This is a genomic window from Amycolatopsis sp. NPDC102522 (genome assembly GCF_055584485.1).
In genome coordinates this window covers 38,736-61,224 of record NZ_JBVJLY010000011.1, presented here as the reverse complement: position 1 = coordinate 61,224, position 22,489 = coordinate 38,736, and the positions used below count along the sequence as shown (strand labels likewise).

Here is a 22,489-nt window from a genome sequence, read left to right as displayed (position 1 = left end):
GGGGGCCCCCCCCTCCCCGCCGCGCCCTCGGGGGGGGGGGGGGGGGGGGGGGGGGGGGGGGGGGGGGGCGCGGGCCTGGCCCCCCCCCCCCCCCCCCCCCCACCACCTGTACCGAAGCCCTGCCGCCACGCGCCCACCTCGGGCCCTACGCGTGGCCTCCGAAACGCGCGAAAGGGCCCCTTCGAGGCGTCTGATGCGGGGAAAGTCCCCTTCAGCCCCTACTGGGAGAGCAGGTTCGCGCAGCGGATCAGCCCGATGTGCGAGTACGCCTGCGGGTGGTTGCCCAGCGAACGTTCCGCGATCGGGTCGAACTGCTCGGGCAGCAGCCCGGTCGGGCCCGCGGCGTCGACGATCTGCGTGAACAGCTCCTCGGCCTCGGTGCGCCGCCCGGTGAGCAGGTACGCCTCGATGAGCCAGGCCGCGCAGATGTGGAAGCCGCCCTCGCCGCCGGGGAGGCCGTCGTCGCGGCGGTACCGGTACACAGTGGACCCACTGCGCAGTTCCGCCTCGATCGCGGTCACCGTGGACTGGAACCGCGGGTCGGCCGGATCGATCAGCCCGGTCAGCCCGACGAACAGCGACGCGGCGTCGAGGTCCGTTCCGTCGTAGGCGGTGGTGAAGGCCTGGACCTCTTCGTTCCAGCCCTTCTCCAGCACGTCCGCGGAGATCTCGTCCCGCAGCGAAGGCCACGCTCCCGGCACTTCACGGCCGTAGACTTCGCCCAGCTTGATCGCCCTGTCGATGGTCACCCAGCACATCACCCGCGAGTACACCCGGTGGCGCGGCACGTGCCGCTCCTCCCAGATGCCGTGGTCCGGCTCGTTCCAGCGCCGCGTGACGGCCTCGGCCATCGCGCGCACCAGCTGCCAGTCCTCGTCGCGCAGCTCGCCGCGCGCCGCCGCCAGCGTCTGCACGAGTTCGACGACCGGGCCGAAGACGTCCAGCTGCACCTGGTGGTTCGCCAGGTTGCCGACGCGGACCGGCCGCGAACCGGCGTACCCGGGCAGCGATTCGATGACCGCCTCGGCGCCGATCACGCTGCCGGCCAAGGTGTACAGCGGGTGCAGCCGTTCCGGACCGGCCAGAGTGGACAGCACGCCGTGCAGCCAGCGGAGGTAACCTTCCGCCTCCTCGGTCGAGCCGAGGTGGACCAGCTCGCGCACGGTCATGGCCGCGTCACGGATCCAGCAGTACCGGTAGTCCCAGTTGCGGACGCCGCCGATCTCCTCCGGCAGCGACGACGTCGCCGCCGCGAGCACGCCGCCGGTGTCGGTGTTGACCAGCCCGCGCAGCGTCAGCGCCGAGCGGCCGACGAGGTCGGTCTGGACGCTGGGCAGTTTGAGCGTCTGCGCCCAGGTGCTCCAGTAGTCGCCAGCACGGGAACGTCGCTCCACTTCGGACAGTTCGTGCGCGCCGAGATCCGAGGTGCCGCAACGGAGTTCGAGCACCACCGGGTTCTCCGGGGTGGGGGTGACGAGCGCCGACGCGGTGTCGTTCATGCCGTCGGAGGTGATCTCCCACTTCACACCCGGCGAGCGCAGCGCGAACGGCTCCGAGGTGCCCTGCACCAGGATCCCGTCGCCGTGGGCGACCAGTTTCACCGGCACACCACCGAATTCGGGCCTCGGCGCGAACACGATCTCCGCCGCCGTCTCGCCCGAGATCACCCGGACGAGATCCGTGCGGTGCGCGGGGCTCTCCGGTTCGAGGTAGTCGGTGACGAGCAGCCGGGACCAGCGAGTCTCGACGGTCATCGTGTTCGGCAGGTAGCGCTGCCCGAGCGGCAGGCCGTTGCGGTGCGGTTTGATCGAGAAATGCCCCGCGCCGGCGCCGCCGAGCAGATCCGCGAACACCGCGGGCGCGTCGGGACCGGGGTGGCACAGCCAGGTCAGCCGTGCGTCCGGCGTGACGAGCGCGACCGAACGTTCGTTGGCCAGCAGGGAAAGCCGCTCGATCGGCGGGGCCTGCTCGCCGTAGAGCCAGTTGCGCCGCTCTTCGAGCAGGAAGGCGAGCGCCATCGCGACGTCGACGGTGTCCGGGACCCGGTACTGCGCGAGGCTTTCGCCTTCGCCGACCTTCACGCCGAGGTCCGGGCCGGAGATCCGGGCGAACGCCTTCTCGTCGGTGACGTCGTCGCCGAGGAAGATCGCCGCGGTCGCGCCGACCTGGTGGCGCAGGGTGTCGAGCGCGCGGCCCTTGTCCGTCTGGACGACCGCGAGCTCGACGACCTCCTTGCCGTCGGTCGTGGACACGCCCTCCCACCTCGAAGGTCCATTGTGGACATCGCGAAGGACGCGGCGGCCCGCCTCGTGCTCGGCCCGGCGGACGTGCACCGCGATGCTCGCGGGCTTGACCTCGAGCGAGACGCCCGGCACGTCGAGCACCAGGTTCTCCAACTCGGATTCGAGCCGTCTGTGGAGCTCGCGGGCCTTGTCATCGAGCGCGTGGATGAAGCCGATGTCGAACTCGGACCCGTGACTGCCGACCAGGTTCACTTCGGCAGGAAGGCGGGACAGAGTGGCGAGATCGCGCAACGCGCGGCCGGAGATGACCGCGGTGGTCGTCTCGTGCAGGCCGGCCAGCGACCTGAGTGCGCCCACCGATTCGGGCAGCGGCCGTGCTTCGTCCGGGTTGGCCGTGATCGGGGCCAGCGTGCCGTCGTAGTCGCAGGCGACCAGCAGCCGCGGGGTCCGCGCGACCTGGACAATCGCGCGCCGCAACTCGGCGGGCAGTGCCTCGGCGGTCAACGATTTCTCCTCGAGCTATGCGGGGTATGGGGGAAGTCTCAGTCGGCCGGTTCGGCACCGAGCGCTTGAAGGAACGAGCGCGCCCAGCGGTCGACGTCATGCGTGAGGACCTGACGGCGCATGGCGCGCATACGACGGCGTCCCTCTGCGGGGTCGAGCGTAATGGCAGTCTCCAACGCGTTCTTCACCCCGTCCAGGTCATGCGGGTTGACCAGGAGCGCACTGGTCAGCTCCGCCGCCGCGCCGGCGAACTCGGACAGCACGAGCGAGCCGCCCAGGTCGTGGCGGCAGGCGACGTACTCCTTGCAGACGAGGTTCATCCCGTCACGCAGGGGAGTGACCACCATGACGTCGGCCGCGGAGAAGAACGCGGCCAGTTCGGTCCGGTTCACGGACTGGTGCAAATAATGCACCACCGGGTGACCCACGCGCGCGAATTCGCCGTTGATCCGCCCGACCATCTGCTCGATGTCGCCGCGCATCCGCTGGTAATGCTCCACCCGCTCGCGGCTTGGTGTGGCCAGCTGGACGAACGTGACGTCCTCCGGACGGACGCGGCCTTCGTGCAGCAACTCGTGCAGCGCCTGCAGCCGCAGGTCGATGCCCTTGGTGTAGTCGAGCCTGTCGACGCCGAGCAGGACCTTCTTCGGATTGCCCAGATCGCGCCGCAGCTGGGCGGCGCGTTCGGTGACGCCCTTGGTCTTGGCGAGTTTGTCGAGGCCGATGGCGTCGATGGAGATCGGGAACGCACCGACCCGCACCGTGCGGTCGCCGACCTGCATCAGGCCGGGGCGGGTGCGGATGCCGACCGCGCCGCGGCTGGATTCGAGACCGGCCAGCTGCCGCGCCAGCCAGAGGAAGTTCTGCGCACCACCCGGCCGGTGGAAGCCGACGAGGTCGGCCCCGACCAGGCCGCGGACGATCTCGGTCCGCCACGGCATCTGCATGAACAACTCGACCGGGGGAAACGGGATGTGCAGGAAGAACCCGATCCGGAGGTCCGGGCGCAGTTCGCGGAGCATCGCCGGGACCAGCTGCAGCTGGTAGTCCTGGATCCACACGGTCGCGCCCTCGGCGGCGACCTTCGCGCTCGCCTCGGCGAAGCGCTTGTTCACCCGGACGTAGGACTCCCACCAGCTCCGGTCGAACACCGGCCGCGCCACCACGTCGTGGTACAGCGGCCAGAGCGTCGCGTTGGAGAAGCCCTCGTAGTAGTCGCGGACGTCGTCCGAGGTCAGGGAGACCGGGTGCAGGACCAGGCCGTCGTCGTCGAACTCCTCGACCTCGACGTCGGGCACACCCGGCCAGCCGACCCAGGCGCCCTTGCGGGAGCGCAGGAAGGGTTCGAGCGCGGAAACCAGCCCGCCGGGACTCGCCGTCCAGCGCCTGCTCCCGTCGGCGGTCCTTTCGAGGTCCACCGGGAGCCGGTTCGCCACGACGACGAAGTCGGCGGAGGCTTCTCTGCCCGTCTCTGCCGGATTTGATCCAAGATTAGCTTCGTCCACCAGCCGCTCCCTCAAACTCGCGGGTCGCTGCCCTAAGGGGAAACCCTATCGCGCGAGGAGGTCACGGCCGGTCGACGAGCGATCACTCCAAGCGTCGTTCGGCGGGTTCCATCGGACCCGCCATCCGCGGCCCGGCGAATTTGCGTTCCAGCCTGCCGAGCCCCGTGCGCACCGGCTGCGCGAGGTATTCACCGAGCACGACGCCCGCTGCCAGGGCGAGGCCCACGGCGACGGCCGTCATGAGCGTCGAGATGTTCGCGCCGGGCTCGACGCCCAATTGGTATAGACCACGATAGGTGGAAAGACCGGGCAGTAGGGGCGTGATGCCGGACACAGCCACCACGAGCGGCGTCACCTTGAGCCGCCTGGCGAGCACGCCGCCGCAGAAGCCGACCAGCGTGGCGGCGATCGCGGACGAGCTGACGGCCTCGAAATCGGTCAGCATCAAGGCGCCGTAGACCGCGCCGCCGATCGCGCCCGCCGCTCCCGCGACGATCATCGCGCGCATCGTCGAGTACGAGGCGAGCGCGAAGCAGGCCGACGCGCCGATGCTGCCGACGATGATGATCGGCAGGTCCTGCGGCGTCGAGGAGATGACCTCGGGCAGCGGCGTGAGCGGCATCCGGAGCAGTAGCGCGATCTTCAGGGCGAGCACCACGCCCGCGATCAAACCGGCACTCATCAGCGCGGTTTCCATCGTGCGCCCGGCCGCCGTGACGTAATAGCCGGTGATGGCGTCCTGCACGGCGGAAACCGTGGAAAGACCGGACAGCAGCACGGTGACCGCCGCCGCGACGACCAGCGTGGGTTTGTTCGTGGTGAGCAGGTCGCTGCTGACTATCGCCATCGCGGACAGGGTCGCGACCAGGCCGCCGATCACCTGCTGGAAGAAGAACGGCAGCGCGTAGCGGTTCAGGAAGCGGCCGAGCCGGTCGATGACGGCACTGATCACCATCGCGACCAGGGCGACGTCGATGCTGCCGCCGAGGATCAAGGTGATGAACCCGGCCAACCCGCCCCAGGCGGCCGTGGCCACCCAACGGGGGTACGGGTGCGGCGCGGTCGTGATCCGCTGCAGTTCCTGCTGGGCTTCTTCGGCGCCGATGTTCCCGCGGGCGATCCGGCGGACCAGGGTCTCCGTCTGGGTGAGCCGTGTGTAGTCGAGGCTGCGCGAACGGACCACGCGCAGCGCCGTCACCGGTGCCATGTCGGTGCCGCGGTGGCAGGTGACCGTGATCGACGTGAAGATCACGTCGACCTCGCAGTGCGGGAGGCCGAGCGCGGAGGTCAGCGCGATGATCGTCGCCGTGACGTCGGAGGCGCCGGCGCCGCTGGACATCTGGACCTCGCCGATGCGCAGGACGAGATCCAGGACGAAGTTGACCGTCGTGTCGTCGGGCGGCTGCGGGCCCATCGTCTCGTCGCCGTCGACGGCGGGCTGCTCGGCCGTCGGGGCTTCGAGGATCTGCCAGGCGCGGCGGCGAAGCAGGTTCGGCCGGTGCGAGCGAGCCTGGTGGATCGATCGCTCTCCGTCACGTTGGCGCGGCGCTTCCAGTAGCCATTCGCCACGTTCGGGTGTTTCGTCCTGGTTGTTTCCGACACCGTGTTCGCCGCGCTGGGCCCTCTTGGTGTGCTCGTTGATCTTCATGATCGATCCACCTCCTCACTTGTCTTATAGGGACTTTCCCGAGGACCATCGGGACCGGCGGCCCGACCGTTGCAGGAAACCCGAAGTGGCGTCCGCCACGTCGGAGGAAGATCATCGCGGCGTCGCCGGTTTGCGGCACACTGAACGCCATGGCGTCCTCTGTGAGCAGGCGTTCCGTCCTTCGCGCGGCCGGTGTCACCGCAGCCGGAACGGCGACGGCATTCACCCTTTCGGGGGCATCTAGCGGGGCGGAGGCCCCGGTTTTCGCACATGGGGTGGCCTCGGGCGACCCGATGCCCGATTCGGCGCTCCTCTGGACCCGGGTCACGCCGTCGGCCGAAGCCGTTCCGGGATCCGGAAATGGCGTGCTCGTGGACGTCCGGTGGGAGGTGGCGAAGGACGACGGCTTCACGGACGTCGTCGCTCGCGGTCACACCCGGACCGGGCCGGAACGCGACCACACGGTGAAGGTGACGGCGGACGGGCTGTGCGCGTCGACCGCGTACTGGTACCGGTTCACGGCTCAGGGGAGAGTCTCGCCGACCGGACGGACGCGCACCGCGCCCTCGCACGACGACGACGTCGCGAGGCTGCGGTTCGGCGTGGTCTCTTGTGCGAACTGGGCTGTCGGTCACTTCGCCCCCTACGGCTATCTGGCCGGCCGCGACGATCTGGACGCCTTCATCCACCTGGGTGACTACCTCTACGAAGGGAATCCCAACCCTGCGGGTGATCTCCGGCCCTCGGTACCGCCCAACGAGTTGATCACCCTCGCGGATTACCGGCAACGCCACGCGATGTACAAGACCGACGAACATCTGCGGCGGCTCCACGCCCGCCACCCGATGATCGCGACCTGGGACGACCACGAGGCGGCCGACAACGCTTGGTCCGGCGGCTCGCCGTCACACGATCCAGCGACCGAGGGCAGCTGGCTCGACCGGATGCGGGCGGCGCACCAGGCGTACTTCGAATGGATGCCCGTGCGGCATCGCGGCGACCGGCTGTACCGGCGGCTGAAGTTCGGGAAACTGGCGGACCTCACCATGCTGGACCTGCGGACCTACCGGACCCAGCAGCCAGGCCCCTCGGAAGCGGCGGACGGCACGATCCTGGGCGCCGAGCAGCGGCAATGGTTCCTGGAGGGCCTCGCGCGCGGGACGGCGTCGTGGAACCTGATCGGGAATTCGGTGATGGTCACGCCGATCAAGGTTCCAGCGCTGCCCAGCCGCGAGAAACTCGCGCTGGACGGCCTGCTCGACGGCCAGCCGACCACGGTGAACACCGACCAATGGGACGGCTCCACCGCCGACCGCCGCCGCGTGCTGGACACCATCGCCGCGCAGGGCCGGGGCAACACGGTGTTCCTGTGAACGACGTGCCGCGGGACGGGACGAGCGTCGCGGTGGAGTTCGTCTGCCCGTCCGTCACCTCGGACAACATCGACGAGCAACTCGGCGTCCCGCCGCGGACGGGCTCACTCAAAGTCGAGGCCGCGATCCGTGCGCTGAACCCGCACGTGCGCTTCGTGGAACTCGACTCGCACGGCCCGTGTGTTCTCGAAGTGACGCCGGACGCCGTCCGGATGAACTGGCACTACGTCGCCGACCGCCGCGACCCGGCGGCCGCCGTGACGTTCGCGCACGCCTTCCGGACGGTGGCAGGGGAGCCCTGGGTGCGGCCTGCGGAGGGTTGAGGGGACGCCGATATACTGGGTTCGCCCGGGCTGCCCTGGGCAAGGCCGCTATAGCTCAGCTGGTAGAGCATCTGTCTTGTAAACAGAAGGTCAGGGGTTCGAGCCCCCTTGGCGGCTCCGTTACGCGGCTTCTCCGAACCCCCTGTCTGAGCAGGGGGTTTCGCTTTTCCCGGCCCTATCGCCTGCCTCTCGACGCGCTCGGCGTGAGCCCGCATCGGCTCAGGTGGTCGCGAAGTGGTCGCAGCATCCCGGACGGCCCGTTCGTTGCGGAGCTCGGCGGCCGCGGCCTCGATCGCCGCGTCCATCGTGTCGCTCGCCTCGATCGCCACGTCGTGGACCAGGTGCCCGTACAGGTCGGACGTGATCCCGACCTTCGAGTGCCGCAGCATCTTCGACACGATCGCGAGCGGCACGCGCTCGCCGAGCGGCAGCGTGGCCGCTCCGTGCCGCAGATCGTGCACGCGGATCTGCCGGAGGCCGGCCGCCTTCGACAGGCTCTGAAAGCGCCTGAGCGCCCTCTCGGGCCGGACGGGCTGCCCGTTCTCGCGCGCGAACACGAGGTCGTTGTCCTCGTAGTCGTCGCCCCACTCGGCGCGCTCGATCGCCTGCCGCGCCTGCTGGATCTTGAGCGCGGCGACGGCACGCCGGGAGAGACCTACCCACGCCGTGCTGTCCTCGGTCTTGGTGCTCGTGAACACGAGGTGTCCGGCGACGTCGGACAGCGTTTGCCGGATGTAGATCACGCGGCCGTCGAGGTCGACGTCTGACCACCGCAGCGCCAACGCCTCACCGCGGCGCAGCGCGCACGATGCGATCACCTCGTAGAGCTGCGCGAGCGGGTCGGCGGCCGAGGACTCGAAGAACGTCGCCAGTTCGGCGGCCGTCCACGGGTTCGGCTTCGCCGAGCTGACCGGCGCCACCTTGACGTGCTCGGCCGCGTTGTGAGTCAGCCGTCGCTGTTCGACCGCATCCGAGAGCGCGCTCGACAGGCAGGCAAGGATCCGCTTCACGGTCACGGCCCCGCGGCCGTCGTCTTCAAGATCGGAGACGAACCGCGAAATGTGGTCGTGGTGCAGCCGTTCGAGCGGGATCACGCCGAGCGCGGGAATGATGTCCAGCTCGACATACCGACGGTAGTTCTTCATCGTGGTCCGCTTGAGAATGCGGTCCATTTCCTTGAGCCAGAGCGCCAATTAGACGGCCGTCGACTGCTTGTCGTCGACCTTCACCCCGACGGCGTGTTTCTCCCTCACAGCTTTGAGCGCGGATCGCGCCGCCTTCTGTGTCGGGAAACCGCCGCGCCGTTGGGTTTTCCGCTTGCCCTGCAAATTCGGCACGTCGATCGCGTAGTACCACGTGCCGTGTTTCGAGTCGGTCGCGAGCTTCGGGCACGCCTTGCCGAGTTGCTTTCCGTCGGCGCCTCGGCATGCGCACCGTCTGTACGTTCTGCCCTCTGGGCCCTCATTTGACATTGATTTCCTCTCTGATCTCGGCTTCAATTTGCTGAGTAAAATTGCGTTGACGATATGCGCTCGCTGCATCGTCTCCGGTGCCGACGCGTTGAGCGCGCTCCTCTGTCGCCGTCCGGCCGTATAGTCGCTGCGCTGCTGCAAGTACGTCTGTCTCGGACGCGCTCAAGCGCTCGGCAATTTCTGCGCCCGCCGGATCAGTGATGGCTGGGTGGTCGGCTGTATGGCTCGGGGTCGAACTTGCCGAATTGACTCGGCCAATTCGTGTCGACTGGTCGAAATTCTGTTCGACAGTCGAATTTCGCCAGGTCCGTCGATAAGCTTATCCAGTGGTATGCGGAAAACGATCGATAGTTCCATTAGTTCATTTAGCGTCACGGATTCTCGGGCGGAATCCCCCTCGGCTTCTAATGCGAAAATGCGCGCCTTGGTCCATTTCGCCCCGAGGGTGGCCGAGGCACTGGACGTGGTGTCCTCTGCCGATGTCCTGACTCGTGACGGCCGTGACCAGGTCGCCGGGCTTCACTACGCTTTGCGTCTCGCCGACCGATAGGAGAGCACCCCATGCCAGACGAGCCCGCCGGACTCGCTGCGTTCACCTACGAACTGGGCCTGTTGAAGCGCATCCGTCGAACGGGGTGGTGGCACGCTGGCGTTCGCGACCCGGAGTCGATCGCAGAGCACAGTTTGCGCACGGCGCAGATAGCGGCGCTTCTCGCCGCGGAGGAAGGCGCGAACCCGGAGCGGGCCGCGTTCCTCGCGCTCTGGCACGACACACAGGAAACCCGGACCGGGGACATCCCGCACACCGCCACCAAGTACATGAACAAGCCGGAGCCCCGCGAGATCACCGCCGACCAGACGGCCGCGTTACCGTCGGCATCCCGTGACCTTGTCCGGTCCGCAGTCGACGAGTTCGAGACCCGAGAGACCATCGAAGCGAAGTGTGCGAAGGACGCCGACAAGCTCGAAATGCTGTTCCAAGCCGTCGAGTATCGAGACATCGGAGTCGAACGCGTCGCCGGCTGGATCGACTCGGCCCGCAAGGGACTTGCGACCGAGACCGCTCGACGTATCGCGGAGGCCGCGGTCACCCTATCCCCGCTGGCCTGGCGTGACCGTTGAGAACTGGTCGGGTCAGCCCCAACAGGTACTCCCGCCGGGACGTGTCTCGGAATATCGCTTGATCGCTGAGCAGTTTCCGCGGTAGGCGGTGTAGTCGTCGAGCGTGCCGAGTTGCCCATCCGGGGGCGCCTCGGCGTAGACGCCGGGCGCGAGCATGACGACCTTGTCGCCTGAGTAGTTCGAGAAGTAGCGCTTGTCCACGCTCGGCTTCGGAACGAACTTCGGATACTCGCCCTGCGCGGCGGCCGACGACGTCGGCGAGGCGCCGACCGTGACGGTAGTGGGCGGCGGCGCGACCGTGGTCGTGATGACCACGGTCGCCGGTGACGCCGTTCGCTGGTCGGGGGCAGTCGAGCACGCGGATAGCACCGCGAGAGGCACCAAGAGCGGGGCGAGGCGTCGCATTCAAGTCTCCGCGGTCGGGCCGACAGGTCTCTGACCTACTCGCGGCGCCCGCTTTCCTCGTTACGTTTGCGCTCACAACGCGATCACTTCGTGTCTTTCGGCTGGTCACGCGGCACGCCGTCTGTCAGCCGAACAGCAGGCGCCGACCTCGGCGGTGCCGTGACACGGTGTCTGCATCCTTTGCGGCGCGGCGTCGGGAATGGAGTCCGGGGAGAGCCCGGAACAGGTTGTTCAACCGTCATCGAACACCCGGCGCCGCATCGTCATGCCCGCGGCATGTGACACCAGCCCTCGACGCTGACCACATGGCGCTCAACGTTGGCAAGATCGTTGCCCTGTTCGAGGGCGACGCCCGCTCGTACTTCGCGACGTCCAAGAAGGTTCGCGCCGATGCCGCCGGCCTCGACGGAAAGCGCGTCACCCCGGAGATCGCCGCGCCCGGAAAACTGAATCTTCCTTGACAAATTTTCTTGTCGGTGTGAGGCTCTGCTCGTCAGCAACGACGAGCTAGCGGAGGACGACATGGGCAGGCGGATTGCGGCAGTGGTGATCGCGGCTTTGCTGGGGACCGGGGGTGTCGCCACCGCACAGGCACAGCCGTTCGGCCAGGACGCCGCGGTGGTGCGGACCGACGCCGGTCCGGTGCGGGGCACGGTCGCGCCGGACAGCAGGACGTTCCAGGGCGTGCCCTACGCGGCCCCGCCCGTCGGCAACCTGCGCTGGCAACCACCCCGGCCGGCGCCACGCTGGATCGCGCTGAGAGACGCGACGAGGCCGGCGTCGCCGTGCGCCCAGCCCCAGAGCATCGGCCCGGCCAGCGACACTGAGGACTGCCTGTACGTCAACGTCACCACACCGAGGACGGCCGGGCTCAAGCCGATCATGGTGTGGCTGCACGGCGGCGGCAACGCCTTCGGTGCGGGCGGCGACTACGACGCGCGGCGTTTGGCCGCCGGCGGCGACGTCGTCGTGGTCACGCTGAACTACCGGCTCGGCGTCTTCGGTTTCCTCGGCCTGCCCCAGCTCGACGGCGGCGGCACCTTCGGGCTGCAGGACCAGCAGGCGGCGCTGCGCTGGGTGCAGCGCAACGCGGTGGCGTTCGGCGGGAACCCGGGCAACGTCACGCTGTTCGGCCAGTCCGGCGGCTCGTACGACATCTGCGGGCAGCTCACCTCGCCGTCGGCGCGCGGGCTGTTCCATCGGGCGATCATGGAGAGCGGGTCGTGCTCGATGACCTGGCCGCAGAACGGCGTCAACCCGGGCATCCCGGCCGGCTCGCCGTGGCGGCCGCAGGCTTCGGCGGACGCACAGGGTGCCACGCTGGCGGCGTCGCTCGGCTGCCCGGCCGGACCGTCCCAAGTGGACTGTCTACGCGGGATCCCGGTGCCGCGGCTGCTGACCGCGACGCAAAGCGCCGCGCTGCCGACGGTGGCGTACGGCAACCGCGTGCTACCGCGGCGCCCCGACCGGGCGTTGGCCGAGGGGCACTACGCCAAGATCCCGGTGATCTCCGGGACCAACCTCGACGAACAGCGCCTCGCGACAGCGTTCCTGCCCCAGGCCTTCACCGAGGGCGGCTACCAGCAGCTGCTCATCGACGCGTTCGGCACCAAGGCGCCCGAGGTCGCGGCGAAGTACCCGTCGAGCGCGTACGAGTCCCCGGCCGTCGCGTGGGCCACGGTGGCGACCGACCGCGTCTGGTCCTGCACACAGGTGACCGACCAGCGCACCCTCGCCGGCTCCGCGCCTACGTACAGCTATGAGTTCGCCGACCGGACCGCGCCCGCGCAGTTCCCGTTCCCGGCGGGCCTCCCGTCCGGCGCCTACCACGGTGCGGAGATGCAGTACCTGTTCGACCTCAACGGCGTGCCCACGCAGCTGAACGCCGAGCAGCAGGCCTTGTCCGACCGGATGATCCGCTACTGGACGACCTTCGCCCGCACCGGCAACCCGAACGGGCCGGGCACCCCGGCGTGGCCGCGCTTCGGCGGTGGCACCACTTTGTCGCTCGTCCCGGGTGCACCGCGGACGGTGGACCTGGCCGCCGAGCACAACTGCGCCTTCTGGGCGAATGTTCAAACCGGGAGCACGGTGGCACAGGGTATGAACTCGGCTGCACCGAAGACAGGGCATTGATCCAGGAGAACGAACGCCCTGCTCACTCGTGCACGCGACTTCGACATTCACACGCGCTGAACCTCAGCGGTAAGTGGCGTGATTTGCCTTCTGTGGTCACGATCGTCTTCAGTTGATTTGCGGGCGGCGCGGTCGTGTTCATGTGCAGCAGTAGGCAATCGGGCAGCTCTCCATGACCTTCCCCGACCGCATGATGCCTGCGGCTATTCGTTGACAGGGTCGCCGACGTAACGGATCGGGAGCTTGTCGGCCGCGCTACTTGGAGCTCTGCTCCGCGGGATGCGTGCCTGGGGGAACGCGCCTTCGCGCTCCTCATCGGCCGCCGGCGAGCACTCCGCCACAAAATCACCGGGTCTGTCAAACGACGAGCGGCTCTGGCTCGTAGTCGGTGGTGACGTGGAGTAGCTGTACGCGATTCGGTGGAACGGCTGCCTGAGGGGACTCGTAAACAGAAGGTCAGGGGTTCGAACCCCTTGGCGGCTCCCCTCAACACAGCCTTTGATCCCCAGTGAGAGCAAAGGCAAACGTTTGTTCCGGCCCTTTCGGAGCTACCGGTCGGCCCGGATGGCGATCACGACGGTGTCGTCGGTGTAGAGGACGAGAAGATCGTCAGGGCCGAGCGGTCGGTGGACCAGACTGTGGCTGCCGGGATCGGAAAATCGACGCTTCGCTGTGGGTCTGGACCCACCGGCTGGTGGGTCCAGACCCATACCGGGTGGATCTTGGTCTTCGTAGCGTCATGGCCATGACGAATTCAAGGAATCAGGAAGTGGCGGCCGATGGTGGCGTCGGGCAGTCCTTCGATCAGGTGCGCAAGTGTGTCCTGCTCTTCGGTGTGGTCAGTGCGATCGTCCTGGCGACCGTGGCCGCGGTTTCGCTGACAGGGGGCTCGGCGAACACATTCATGTGGGTCCGGGCCGTCATCCTGCTGCTTGCCGCTCCGCTGCTGCACCGGTTGGCCGTGCAGGCGGCGCAGGAGGAGCGCAAAAGTCTGGAGCGCCTGCGCGTGGTGACCACGATCCTGCCGATCGCGATCGTCGGGGTGGACCTGATCCCGGGGGTCTGCCCCCCGTGGTACACGGTGATGCAGGCTGTATCGGCGGTGCCGCTGATCGCCGTCGCCGTGATCACCCGGCGTCGCGTCGTGCGGGCTGCCCGGTGAGAATCGATCATGGACGGCGAGGAGGACGGCGAATGCGACGGCTGGGTGCGTCGCTGAGCGCGGTGGGCGGCGGATTCGTCAAGTCGGTGCTGCTCACCGCCGCGGCCCTGCTCCTGCCCGCCCTGTCGTTGGTGCCCGCTGTGGTCTCCGCGCTGTCGGGTTCCGCCTGGTCGTGGACCAACCCGTGGTCGTGGGTGGGGCTGTTGTTGTTCTTTCTCCCACTCACCCTGGTGTGCGCGCGATGGCTCGGCACGCTGTTTCGCCGCCTCGCGGGCCGGTGGTGCGGTCTTGAGCTCCAGAACGGCTACCGGCTGCCCGAGACCGCGCCAGAACCGGTGCGGCTGTCCACCGGGTACTGGTGGAACGGCCACTCCTACGAGCGCGATCGCCGCGACGCCGAGCTTGATCAGCGGTGGCGACGGCGGATAAGCGATCCGGCCTACCGGCGGGACATGCGATGGGTGCTGCTCGCGGCCGTCACCGTCGGGCCGGTGTGCGCGGTGCCGGCGATCGCGCTGACCGGCGCGGTGATCGCCTTCACTCACGCATCGCTGACCTCCGTTCAGGTCGGGCTTCTGCTCGTCGTGGTGGCTGTGGCCGCCGCGCCGTTTGCCTGGCGAATCCTCGGCCCGCTCGGGCAACGGTGGCTAGGACCGCCCGACGGCGCCGTGACCGGCGAGCGGGTGCGGGAGTTGGAGCTGCAGCGCGCGGACCTGACCACGGCGCAGGCCGCGGAGATCCGCCGCATCGAGCGCGACCTGCACGACGGCGCGCAGGCTCGGCTGGTCGCGGTGGGACTGTCCCTGGCCACTGCGGAGCGGCTGATGGACGAGGAACCGGAACGGGCCAGGGCGCTCCTGCGCGAAGCGCGCAAGGGCACCTCGGCCTCGCTGGCCGAGCTGCGCGAGCTCGTGCGCGGCGTCAGCCCGCCCGTGCTCGTCGAGCGGGGCGTGGCCGAGGCCATCCGCGCGCTCGCCCTCGACAGCCTGGTCAACGTGCGGGTCGATGCGCCCGGACGGATGCGGTTGGAGGTCCCGATCGAGACCGCGCTCTACTTCGCCGTGGCCGAACTGCTGGCCAACGCGGCCAAACATACGCCCGCCGCACAGGTGCACGTGCGGATCCGCACTCGTGGCAATGCCGTTGAAGTAGACGTCGAGGACGATGGACCCGGTGGCGCCGAGGTGGTGCCCGGCGGCGGGCTCGACGGTGTCCGCAGGCGCCTGGCCGCCTTCGACGGCACGCTCACTGTGGTCAGCCCGGCGGGCGGCCCGACCCAGATGAGAATGGTGGTGCCATGCGCGTCGTCGTAGCCGAGGACCTCTACCTGCTCCGCGACGGCATCGTCCGGCTGCTGGAGGCCTACGGTCACAAGATCGTGGCCACGGCCACTACCGGCCCCGAAACGCTGCACGCCCTGCTCACCCAGCGGCCGGACATCGCGATCGTCGACGTCCGGATGCCACCGACGAACACCGACGAGGGCCTCACTGCCGCGCTCACCGCGCGTGAGCAGATCCCGGGACTCCCGGTGCTCATCCTCTCCCAGCACGTGGAGCAGCTCTACGCCCGCGAACTCCTCGCCGACCAGGCCGGTGGGGTCGGGTATCTGCTGAAGGACAGCGTGTTCGAGGCCGAGCAGTTCCTCGACGCACTGGATCGGGTCGCCGCCGGGGGTACCGCGCTCGATCCCGCAGTGGTGTCCAAGCTGTTCGGCCGACCGGCCGCGGCCTCACGGTTGGCCAGGCTCACCGAACGGGAACGGTCCGTGCTCGCGCTCATGGCCGAAGGGCTCTCCAACACCGCGATCGCCGGCCGTCTGTTCCTCAGCGAGAGCGCGATCAGCAAATACACGACCACCACCTTCGACAAACTCGGCATCCACGACGACGGCACGGCCAACCGGCGCGTCATCGCCGTCCTGGTCTATCTCAGCGACAGCCGGCACTGACCGCTCCGCCGGCAGTCCGAGAAGGCACCGGTCCTGGCCGACGCGGCTCACTTCACTTCCCACCGAAAACACCCGGCTATTCGGTGTTTCCATCTTCGGCTGTCGCCGGCGGCCTATCGCGTGCACGGCCGACCGACTGGACTCGGCTCGTCGGGCCCCGCTGACACGGCCTTGGAGTTGATCGTGGGTCCTAACCTGTCGGCATGACTGTTCATCTTGTCGTGACCACGGCAACCCCCGATCGGGAATCCGGCGAGAAGCTAGCAGGATCGGCAGTCGCCGCACGCCTCGCCGGTACCGCGCAGGTCGTCGGCCCGGTCATCAGCTTCTTCTGGCACCTCGGCGAAAGCGGCATGGGCGAGGAGTTCAACGTGACGTTCAAGACGACCGATGCTCGGTACGCCGAGCTGGCCCGCGGATCGGCGGACTACCTGGCGTGGGCCGAGGAGTCGACTCGGCCCCTCTAAACCACCAGACGGGCCGGCAAATCTGCGACGGCCGGAGTCGAACGGTGGCGGGCAAGACGGCGCGCCACCGTCTCGATCCGGCGTGCTGGACGGACCGAGGTAACACCGGCTGCGAGGTCTGCCGCGTGACTCGGCGTCGCTGCGGCCTGCTCGACCTCGCGGGCCTGGACGTAGGACGTGGCCAGCCAGGTCAGGTGCAGCGACTTGTCCCGAGCGTGCGTGTCGTCGAACTCGCCGAGGACCCGTTCAAGCACCGGGACCGCGCGCAGCGCAACCCTGTCCAAAGTGGGCGAAGTCCCCCACTGATCGCACGAGCTGAGCAGTCGGCTCCAGATCTCAAGGTCAGGCCGCTGCGGTGTCAGCCACTGCCCGAGCCGGGCGGATCCGGCTCAGCTGCAGGAGGCTGAAGCCGAACAGCAGTACGCCGAGCGGAACGTGGACAGCCGTCACGTGCGCGATCCCGAGGAACACCTGTGCCAGCGTGAGTCCGAGGAACACGGCCGCGGGCAGGATCGGCTTGGGGGAGCCGCCGCCCGGTCGCCACACGAGGATCGCGGTGATCACGTGCAGCATCGCCACGATGAACAGCGTGTAGGCCGTGGCGCTGTGCAGTGCCTGGCCGCTCGGCACGGTCAGCAGGAGACCGGCGGTGATCGGGGTGAGGAAGACGGCGAGGGTCTGCACGGCGATCGCGACGCGCAAAGGGAGCGGCATGTGGAACTCCTTCGGTGGTATGTCACCACTTCGACGAAGTAGCCGCCGGAAACGTGACAATGTCGGGAGAGGCCGCTGACGTCGGTCAACGGGTGGTCCGGCACGACGACGCCGATTCCGTTCACGATCACCGCGCCGCTGACGCGCGGACTTCCCAGCAGCGCGATCTCGGCGGCGAGCCAGCCGCCGAAGGAGTTGCCGAGCACGGTGACGTCCGGGACGTCGAGTTGGTCCAGCATCGCGGCGTCCCGGACGTCGGTGAGTTCAGTGGCTTTCGGCGTGCCGCCGAAGCCTGGGTGGGTGGGCAGCAGCACGCGGGAGTGAGTGCGTTCGGCGAGCAGGTCGGCCATTTGGGCAAGCTGCTGGACGCGGTCCTCGGCCCCGACCCGGTGGGTTAGAGGGAGCGGACTCGCGTCGAAGCCCGTTCACGGGATTTGTAAATGCTGTAAGCGATCACGGTCCCGAAGGTGAGGATCGGGTAGTCCAACGCGAGGCCGAACTCCACGGCCGGAACGAGCAGCACCGCCACGTACACCGGCAAAGAAGGTTCCGGGTCCTTGCGGGAGCCTGCCTTCTTGGCCTTCAGTTCGGCCGCGTGGCGGGCGGTCTTGCCCCACGGTTTGGCCACCGAGACCCAGAGCATGAAAACGGTGGCGCACGCCATCGCGGACGTGCCGACGAGGATCGGGATCCGCGGCTCTTCGACACCCGCCCGCAGTGCCTCGTTGACCGCCGGCAACAGTCCGCTCACCACGGTGCTCGCGATAATCAGCGCGGCTACCGTGAGAACGAACTTGACCATCACCCAACGATGTTTGAAGAATCCCCACGACGTCAGCGCGGACAGCATCATTCCCGTGTAGGCGGAAATGATGGCAGCCGGATCGAGGACCGTGTTTTCGAGGAACTCGGCCAGCTCGAATGTCGCCAGCCGGGTGGAGGGATCTGATGTCCAGCCGTGCAGCAGCAACGCCAGCTGCGCCAACTGCATCGTGCACCACGCCACGGAAGTCAGCACGTGCAGGCACACCAGCACCTGTCTGGCGTATTTGGTCCGGGAATTCTTCCTCATGGAAAAAGCGTGCCCGAATGAACCCGGACAGAAATCGGGGGAATTTCCCGAAGTGTCGCGCGGGGTTCCCCTAGGGGAGAATTTCGAAATTCATCGCATCGATAGCTGTCACCGATCTTGCGAAAGGTGCGGCCGGCGTGGCGCTCCGTGGATCAGACGATGCCGTCCTGCACCGGATAGTGGATGACGACCGCGCCACCGGTGGCGTAGTTGGCGACGTCGGCGGCCACCCGTTGGCCTTGCGGAGACGACCTCGACGCGGTCATCGCCGCCGCGTCGGCGAACTCGGCTTCGAAGATCGCGAAGTACGACGCCTGTTCCTGCGTCGCTGCCACGTCGAAGCTGTAGCGCCACGCGAGCAGGCCACCGCAACCGGGTATCGCGGGCGGGTGAACACCCAGCCCTTGACATGCAGCCAAGTGGCTGCCTAACCTGTAAAGGCAGCTGCGAGGCTGCATATCGGGGAGAGCGACATGGACGAGGTGTTCAAGGCGCTGGCCGACACCAGCCGCCGCAGGTTGCTCGACGACCTGAACGCCCGCAACGGGCAGACCCTGCGCGAGCTGTGCGCGGGGCTGGACATGGCGCGGCAGTCGGTCAGCAAGCATCTGGCCGTGCTGGAGGCGGCCAACCTGGTGACCACGGTGTGGCGTGGCCGCGAGAAGTTGCACTACGTGAACGCGGAGCCGATCAACGCGATCGCCGAGCGCTGGATCGACCGGTACCACCAGGGCCGGGTCGACGCGCTTTCCGACCTCAAGAAGGCATTGGAGCAGGAACCCATGGGTACCGACGAATTCGTCTACACCAGCTACATCAGGACGACCCCGGAGCGGCTCTGGAAGGCGTTGACCGATCCGGTCTTCACCAAGCAGTACTGGGGCTGCGAGTTCACTTCGGACTGGAAGCCCGGGTCCACGATGGCCTGGGAGCAGCTCGGCGTGAAGCTGGAGGATGACGGGCAGGTCGTGCTGGAATCCGACCCGTACCGGCGGCTGTCCTACACGTGGCACACCTTCACCCCGGAGTTCGGCAAGTCGGTGGGGCTCGACGACGACGTGTCGGCGAAGCTCCAGGCCGAGTCGCGGTCGAAGGTGACGTTCGACCTCGAACCCGTCGGCGACACGGTGAAGCTGACCGTGGTGCACGACGGTTTCGACGAGGGCAGCACCGCGCTGGAGATGGTCAAGGGCGGCTGGCCGTCGATCCTGTCGAGCCTCAAGACGCTGCTCGAGACCGGTGAGCCCCTGCCCGAACCCGCGTAACCAGGTCGACTGCGCCGCCGTGATCGGGCACGATCTGCACCGTGCCCCTGGAGATCGCTTGCGACGAGTCCGGGTCCGAGGGCGAGAAACTGATCGGCGGGCAGACCGACGTGTTCGCGCACGCGGGGGTCCGGCTGAGCCTCGAAGAGGCGGAGGCCTGCCTGGTCGAACTCCGGCGCAGGATCCGCTCGCCGGCGGTCGAGTACAAGGCCAACCATCTGCTCCGCACGAAGCATCGGCGGGTCCTCGAATGGTTCCTCGGCCCGCGCGGCCCGGTCCACGGGCGTGCGCACGTGTACCTCGTGGACAAGAAACTGCTGCTGGCGAACGAACTCCGCGCGGTCGCGGGCCCGGAAGTCCCGCCGGACGACGAAGTCCTGGCCGCGTTCAACGACGTGCTGCGGACCCGTAATCGCCGGGATCCGGCGGCGGGGTCGTTCTTCGCGATGGCCGGCGACACCGGAGAACTGCGGGCGAAGGTCGCCGAGGTGCGCGAGGCCAAGGTCCTCGATCCGCTGGTGCCCGCGATCCTCCGCGCCGTCGAATACTGGAGCGCGGGCGGGGAGCAGGTCTTCCTCGTCCACGACGAACAGCCGTCGCTCAAGGGCGAACGGCTCGCCCGGATCGAATCGAGTCCGGGGCTGGCCGGGCTGAAGTTCGTGGATTCGCGGGCGGATCCGCGGGTGCAGGTCGCCGATTTCCTGGTCGGTGTCGCCCGGCGGATCGCCGAGGACGAACTGAACGGGAACGGGGACGCGGTATTGACCGCATTGCTCGCGCCGTATGTCGACTTGGCGTCGCTCTGGAACTGATTCACTCCTTAGCGCACTGAATCGCTCGGGTGGCCGTTGCCCGCCGTGGCGGTCGGCTGGAAACGTCGAGACGTATTCGACACCGGCCCGGGAGGCAGTCGCAGATGCAGGCTTTCACCTTGCCCGAGTTCTACTTGCCGCATCCGGCCAGGATGAATCCGCACCTCGAAGCGGCGCGGGCGCACAGTATGGCCTGGGCGGGGAAGATGGGCATGCTCGATTCGCCCGCCCCGTCCGGCGACGTCGTCTGGACCGAGCAGGCGCTCGCGAAAATGGACTACGCGCTGCTCTGCGCGCACACCCATCCGGACTGTGACGGCCCGTCCCTCGATCTGGTCACGGACTGGTACGTGTGGGTGTTCTTCTTCGACGACGATTTCCTCGCGCAATTCAAGTACACCCGGGACATCGAGGGCGCGAAGGCTTATTTGGACCGGCTGGAACTGTTCATGACGGGGCCGGGGGAAACCTCGCCGGAACCGGGGAATCCGGCGGAAGCCGGGCTCAAGGATCTTTGGGCGCGCACCATTCCCTCGATGTCGGAAGCGTGGCGGCGCCGATTCGTCACCAGTACGCACAACCTGATGGTCGAATCGCTCTGGGAACTGGACAACATCGACCGCGGCCGGATCGCGAACCCCATCGAGTACATCCAGATGCGCCGTCGCGTCGGCGGGGCGCCGTGGTCGGCGAACCTGATCGAGTACGCCGTCGGTGCCGAAGTGCCGGACAAGATCGCGGCGACCAGGCCGATGGAGGTCCTGCGCGACACCTTCGCCGACGCCGTCCACCTCCGTAACGATCTCTTTTCCTACCAACGTGAAGTGCGCGAAGAAGGCGAGAACTCCAACGCCGTCCTCGTCTTCGAGAAGTTCCTGGACCGCTCGACGCAGGAGGCCGCCGAACTCACCAACGACCTGCTGACCTCGCGGCTGCAGCAGTTCGAGAACACCGCGCTCGTCGAGGTGCCCGCGCTGCTGGCCGAACACGACGTCTCGCTGTCCGAACAGATCGGGGTCGGCCTGTACGTCAAGGGCCTGCAGGACTGGCAGTCCGGCGGCCACGAATGGCACGCGCGGTCGAGCCGGTACATGAACGAAGGGCCGGTCTCCGGCGCGAACGGCGTGAACGGCCCGACGGGGCTCGGCACGAGGTCGCTGCGGCTTTCGCCGAACAGGCTGGGCCTGGTCCAGCGGACCCGTCAGCAGGCGCCCGCGCCGTTCGCGAAGGTGGGACATCTGCCGCTGCCGGAACTCCGCCTGCCCTACCCCGTCCGCACCAGCCCCCACCTCGCCGCCGCCCGCGAGTACTCGCCGGGCTGGGCGCGGGAGATGGGCATGTTCGAGGAGGGGATCTGGGACGAGCGCCGGTGCCTCGGCATCGATCTGGCGCACTGCGCCGCGATGATCGACGCGGACGCGGACCTCGCCCGGCTGAAACTGTCGACCGACTGGCTCACCTGGGGCACGTACGCCGACGACTACTTCCCGCTGATGTTCGGGCTGAGGCGTGACCCGCTGGCCGCGAAGCTGTGCAGCGACAGGCTTTCCCTGTTCATGCCGCTCGACGGTGAGCCGGTGCCGAAGCCGTCGAGCTCGATCGAGAAGGGGCTCGTGGATCTGTGGAACCGCACCGCCGGACCGTTGACCCCGCACGCGCGGGCGGAGTTCCGGCTGGCGGTCGAGAGCATGACCGCGAGCTGGGTCTGGGAGGTGGCGAACCAGGCGCAGAACCGCGTCCCCGACCCGGTCGACTACGTGGAGATGCGACGGCGGACGTTCGGGTCCGACCTGACGAAGAGCCTCGCCCTGCTCGAACTCGGCGACGTCGTGCCGCCGGAGCTGCACCAGAACCGCGTGCTGTTCGAGCTCGACACCGCGGCGCAGGACTACGCGGCCTTCTGCAACGACCTGTTCTCGTACCAGAAGGAGATCGAGTACGAGGGCGAGGTGCACAACCTCGTCTACGTCGTCGAGCGCTTCCTCGCCGTGGACCGGGAGGAGGCTCGCGACATCACCGTCCGGCTGATGAACGCGCGCCTGGACCAGTTCCGGCAGCTCGCCGACGAGGACCTGCCGCGGATGTGCGACGACCTCGGGCTCGACGACGAGGTCCGCGCGGCGGTGACGAGGTACGCGGACAACCTGAAGGACTGGATGGCCGGAATCCTGGAATGGCACCGGAACTGCACGCGGTACACGCCGGAGGAACTGGAACGCGCCCGCACTCCCGAACCGACGGCGTTCTCCCTCGAGCCGAGCGGGCTCGGGATGTCGGCGTGGCGGATCGGGAGCGGGGCGCGCTGAGCACCTTGG

The 22,489-nt window shown here is 68.2% G+C and carries 23 protein-coding genes, 1 tRNA gene and 1 pseudogene; 14 read left to right on the top strand and 11 right to left on the bottom strand.

From position 1 onward, the window contains the following. Positions 1–218 precede the first annotated feature (218 nt). The 3 genes from otsB to ACZ6YV_RS24895 all read right to left on the bottom strand — a co-directional run bounded on the left by otsB (position 219) and on the right by ACZ6YV_RS24895 (position 5,900). Positions 219–2,747 carry a trehalose-phosphatase gene (otsB, locus tag ACZ6YV_RS24905; protein WP_465511913.1) on the bottom strand — a complete coding sequence of 843 codons (2,529 nt, stop codon included), beginning with the start codon at positions 2,745–2,747 and terminating at the stop codon, positions 219–221. 38 nt (positions 2,748–2,785) lie between these two features. Further along, positions 2,786–4,252, bottom strand: coding sequence for an alpha,alpha-trehalose-phosphate synthase (UDP-forming) (locus ACZ6YV_RS24900; protein WP_465511912.1), 1,467 nt, complete (start codon positions 4,250–4,252; stop codon positions 2,786–2,788). Positions 4,253–4,334: 82 nt separating this feature from the next. Then, a complete protein-coding gene (locus tag ACZ6YV_RS24895; protein ID WP_465511911.1) occupies positions 4,335–5,900 on the bottom strand; it encodes a threonine/serine exporter family protein in 1,566 nt (521 codons plus the stop codon). 293 nt (positions 5,901–6,193) lie between these two features. Between ACZ6YV_RS24895 and ACZ6YV_RS24890 the strand changes: the two genes are divergently transcribed. From ACZ6YV_RS24890 to ACZ6YV_RS24880, 3 genes are all read left to right on the top strand, one after another. After that, a complete protein-coding gene (locus ACZ6YV_RS24890; protein ID WP_465511910.1) occupies positions 6,194–7,273 on the top strand; it encodes an alkaline phosphatase D family protein in 1,080 nt (359 codons plus the stop codon). Next, entirely contained in the window at positions 7,270–7,596 is a 327-nt protein-coding gene (locus tag ACZ6YV_RS24885; protein WP_465511909.1) for an alkaline phosphatase D family protein, read from the top strand. The genes ACZ6YV_RS24890 and ACZ6YV_RS24885 overlap by 4 nt, the downstream gene beginning before the upstream one ends. A gap of 44 nt (positions 7,597–7,640) precedes the next feature. Further along, positions 7,641–7,713: transfer RNA gene (locus tag ACZ6YV_RS24880), tRNA-Thr, on the top strand. 281 nt (positions 7,714–7,994) lie between these two features. Here ACZ6YV_RS24880 and ACZ6YV_RS24875 read toward each other — a convergent pair. Further along, a pseudogene (locus ACZ6YV_RS24875) lies at positions 7,995–8,741 on the bottom strand (site-specific integrase); the annotation flags it as partial. A 48-nt stretch (positions 8,742–8,789) separates the two neighbouring features. After that, entirely contained in the window at positions 8,790–9,068 is a 279-nt protein-coding gene (locus ACZ6YV_RS24870) for an Arm DNA-binding domain-containing protein (protein ID WP_465512097.1), read from the bottom strand. A gap of 415 nt (positions 9,069–9,483) precedes the next feature. On the opposite strand from ACZ6YV_RS24870, the gene ACZ6YV_RS24865 reads away from it, so the two are divergent. Next, positions 9,484–9,618 carry a hypothetical protein gene (locus ACZ6YV_RS24865; RefSeq protein WP_465511908.1) on the top strand — a complete coding sequence of 45 codons (135 nt, stop codon included), beginning with the start codon at positions 9,484–9,486 and terminating at the stop codon, positions 9,616–9,618. An 11-nt stretch (positions 9,619–9,629) separates the two neighbouring features. Then, positions 9,630–10,190: an HD domain-containing protein gene (locus ACZ6YV_RS24860; protein WP_465511907.1), complete on the top strand. Its 561-nt coding sequence runs from the start codon at positions 9,630–9,632 to the stop codon at positions 10,188–10,190. A 12-nt stretch (positions 10,191–10,202) separates the two neighbouring features. Here the strand turns inward: ACZ6YV_RS24860 and ACZ6YV_RS24855 are convergent, their stop codons facing one another. Further along, on the bottom strand, positions 10,203–10,595 hold the full coding sequence (locus ACZ6YV_RS24855) for a hypothetical protein (protein ID WP_465511906.1): 393 nt from the start codon (positions 10,593–10,595) through the stop codon (positions 10,203–10,205). A 305-nt stretch (positions 10,596–10,900) separates the two neighbouring features. On the opposite strand from ACZ6YV_RS24855, the gene ACZ6YV_RS24850 reads away from it, so the two are divergent. From ACZ6YV_RS24850 to cutA, 6 genes are all read left to right on the top strand, one after another. After that, complete coding sequence (locus ACZ6YV_RS24850; RefSeq protein WP_465511905.1) at positions 10,901–11,056, top strand: hypothetical protein; 156 nt, start codon at positions 10,901–10,903, stop codon at positions 11,054–11,056. A 61-nt stretch (positions 11,057–11,117) separates the two neighbouring features. Then, positions 11,118–12,731 carry a carboxylesterase/lipase family protein gene (locus ACZ6YV_RS24845; RefSeq protein ID WP_465511904.1) on the top strand — a complete coding sequence of 538 codons (1,614 nt, stop codon included), beginning with the start codon at positions 11,118–11,120 and terminating at the stop codon, positions 12,729–12,731. A gap of 745 nt (positions 12,732–13,476) precedes the next feature. Beyond that, complete coding sequence (locus ACZ6YV_RS24840; RefSeq protein ID WP_465511903.1) at positions 13,477–13,893, top strand: hypothetical protein; 417 nt, start codon at positions 13,477–13,479, stop codon at positions 13,891–13,893. Between the two features lie 32 nt (positions 13,894–13,925). Next, the gene (locus ACZ6YV_RS24835; protein WP_465511902.1) at positions 13,926–15,206 is read left to right on the top strand and encodes a sensor histidine kinase; all 1,281 of its coding nucleotides are present in this window, start codon (positions 13,926–13,928) and stop codon (positions 15,204–15,206) included. Next, positions 15,191–15,844 (top strand): response regulator transcription factor, encoded by a 654-nt coding sequence (locus ACZ6YV_RS24830; protein WP_465511901.1) that lies wholly within the window; start codon positions 15,191–15,193, stop codon positions 15,842–15,844. Before ACZ6YV_RS24835 ends, ACZ6YV_RS24830 begins: the two co-directional genes overlap by 16 nt. Positions 15,845–16,047: 203 nt before the next feature. After that, on the top strand, positions 16,048–16,311 hold the full coding sequence (cutA, locus tag ACZ6YV_RS24825) for a divalent-cation tolerance protein CutA (protein ID WP_465511900.1): 264 nt from the start codon (positions 16,048–16,050) through the stop codon (positions 16,309–16,311). Here cutA and ACZ6YV_RS24820 read toward each other — a convergent pair. From ACZ6YV_RS24820 to ACZ6YV_RS24800, 5 genes are all read right to left on the bottom strand, one after another. Further along, positions 16,308–16,595, bottom strand: coding sequence for a hypothetical protein (locus ACZ6YV_RS24820; RefSeq protein WP_465511899.1), 288 nt, complete (start codon positions 16,593–16,595; stop codon positions 16,308–16,310). The two genes, cutA and ACZ6YV_RS24820, sit on opposite strands and share 4 nt — an antisense overlap. A 58-nt stretch (positions 16,596–16,653) precedes the next feature. Continuing rightward, entirely contained in the window at positions 16,654–17,025 is a 372-nt protein-coding gene (locus ACZ6YV_RS24815) for a hypothetical protein (RefSeq protein ID WP_465511898.1), read from the bottom strand. Then, positions 16,944–17,375, bottom strand: coding sequence for an alpha/beta fold hydrolase (locus tag ACZ6YV_RS24810; protein WP_465511897.1), 432 nt, complete (start codon positions 17,373–17,375; stop codon positions 16,944–16,946). The genes ACZ6YV_RS24815 and ACZ6YV_RS24810 overlap by 82 nt, the downstream gene beginning before the upstream one ends. 44 nt (positions 17,376–17,419) lie before the next feature. Continuing rightward, positions 17,420–18,097: a hypothetical protein gene (locus tag ACZ6YV_RS24805; RefSeq protein ID WP_465511896.1), complete on the bottom strand. Its 678-nt coding sequence runs from the start codon at positions 18,095–18,097 to the stop codon at positions 17,420–17,422. Between the two features lie 152 nt (positions 18,098–18,249). Further along, the gene (locus ACZ6YV_RS24800; protein ID WP_465511895.1) at positions 18,250–18,432 is read right to left on the bottom strand and encodes a hypothetical protein; all 183 of its coding nucleotides are present in this window, start codon (positions 18,430–18,432) and stop codon (positions 18,250–18,252) included. A 138-nt stretch (positions 18,433–18,570) separates the two neighbouring features. Between ACZ6YV_RS24800 and ACZ6YV_RS24795 the strand changes: the two genes are divergently transcribed. From ACZ6YV_RS24795 to ACZ6YV_RS24785, 3 genes are all read left to right on the top strand, one after another. Further along, on the top strand, positions 18,571–19,362 hold the full coding sequence (locus ACZ6YV_RS24795) for an ArsR/SmtB family transcription factor (RefSeq protein WP_465511894.1): 792 nt from the start codon (positions 18,571–18,573) through the stop codon (positions 19,360–19,362). A 41-nt stretch (positions 19,363–19,403) separates the two neighbouring features. Next, a complete protein-coding gene (locus ACZ6YV_RS24790) occupies positions 19,404–20,174 on the top strand; it encodes a DUF3800 domain-containing protein (RefSeq protein WP_465511893.1) in 771 nt (256 codons plus the stop codon). 104 nt (positions 20,175–20,278) lie between these two features. Continuing rightward, complete coding sequence (locus ACZ6YV_RS24785) at positions 20,279–22,480, top strand: terpene synthase family protein (protein ID WP_465511892.1); 2,202 nt, start codon at positions 20,279–20,281, stop codon at positions 22,478–22,480. Positions 22,481–22,489: the final 9 nt, after the last annotated feature.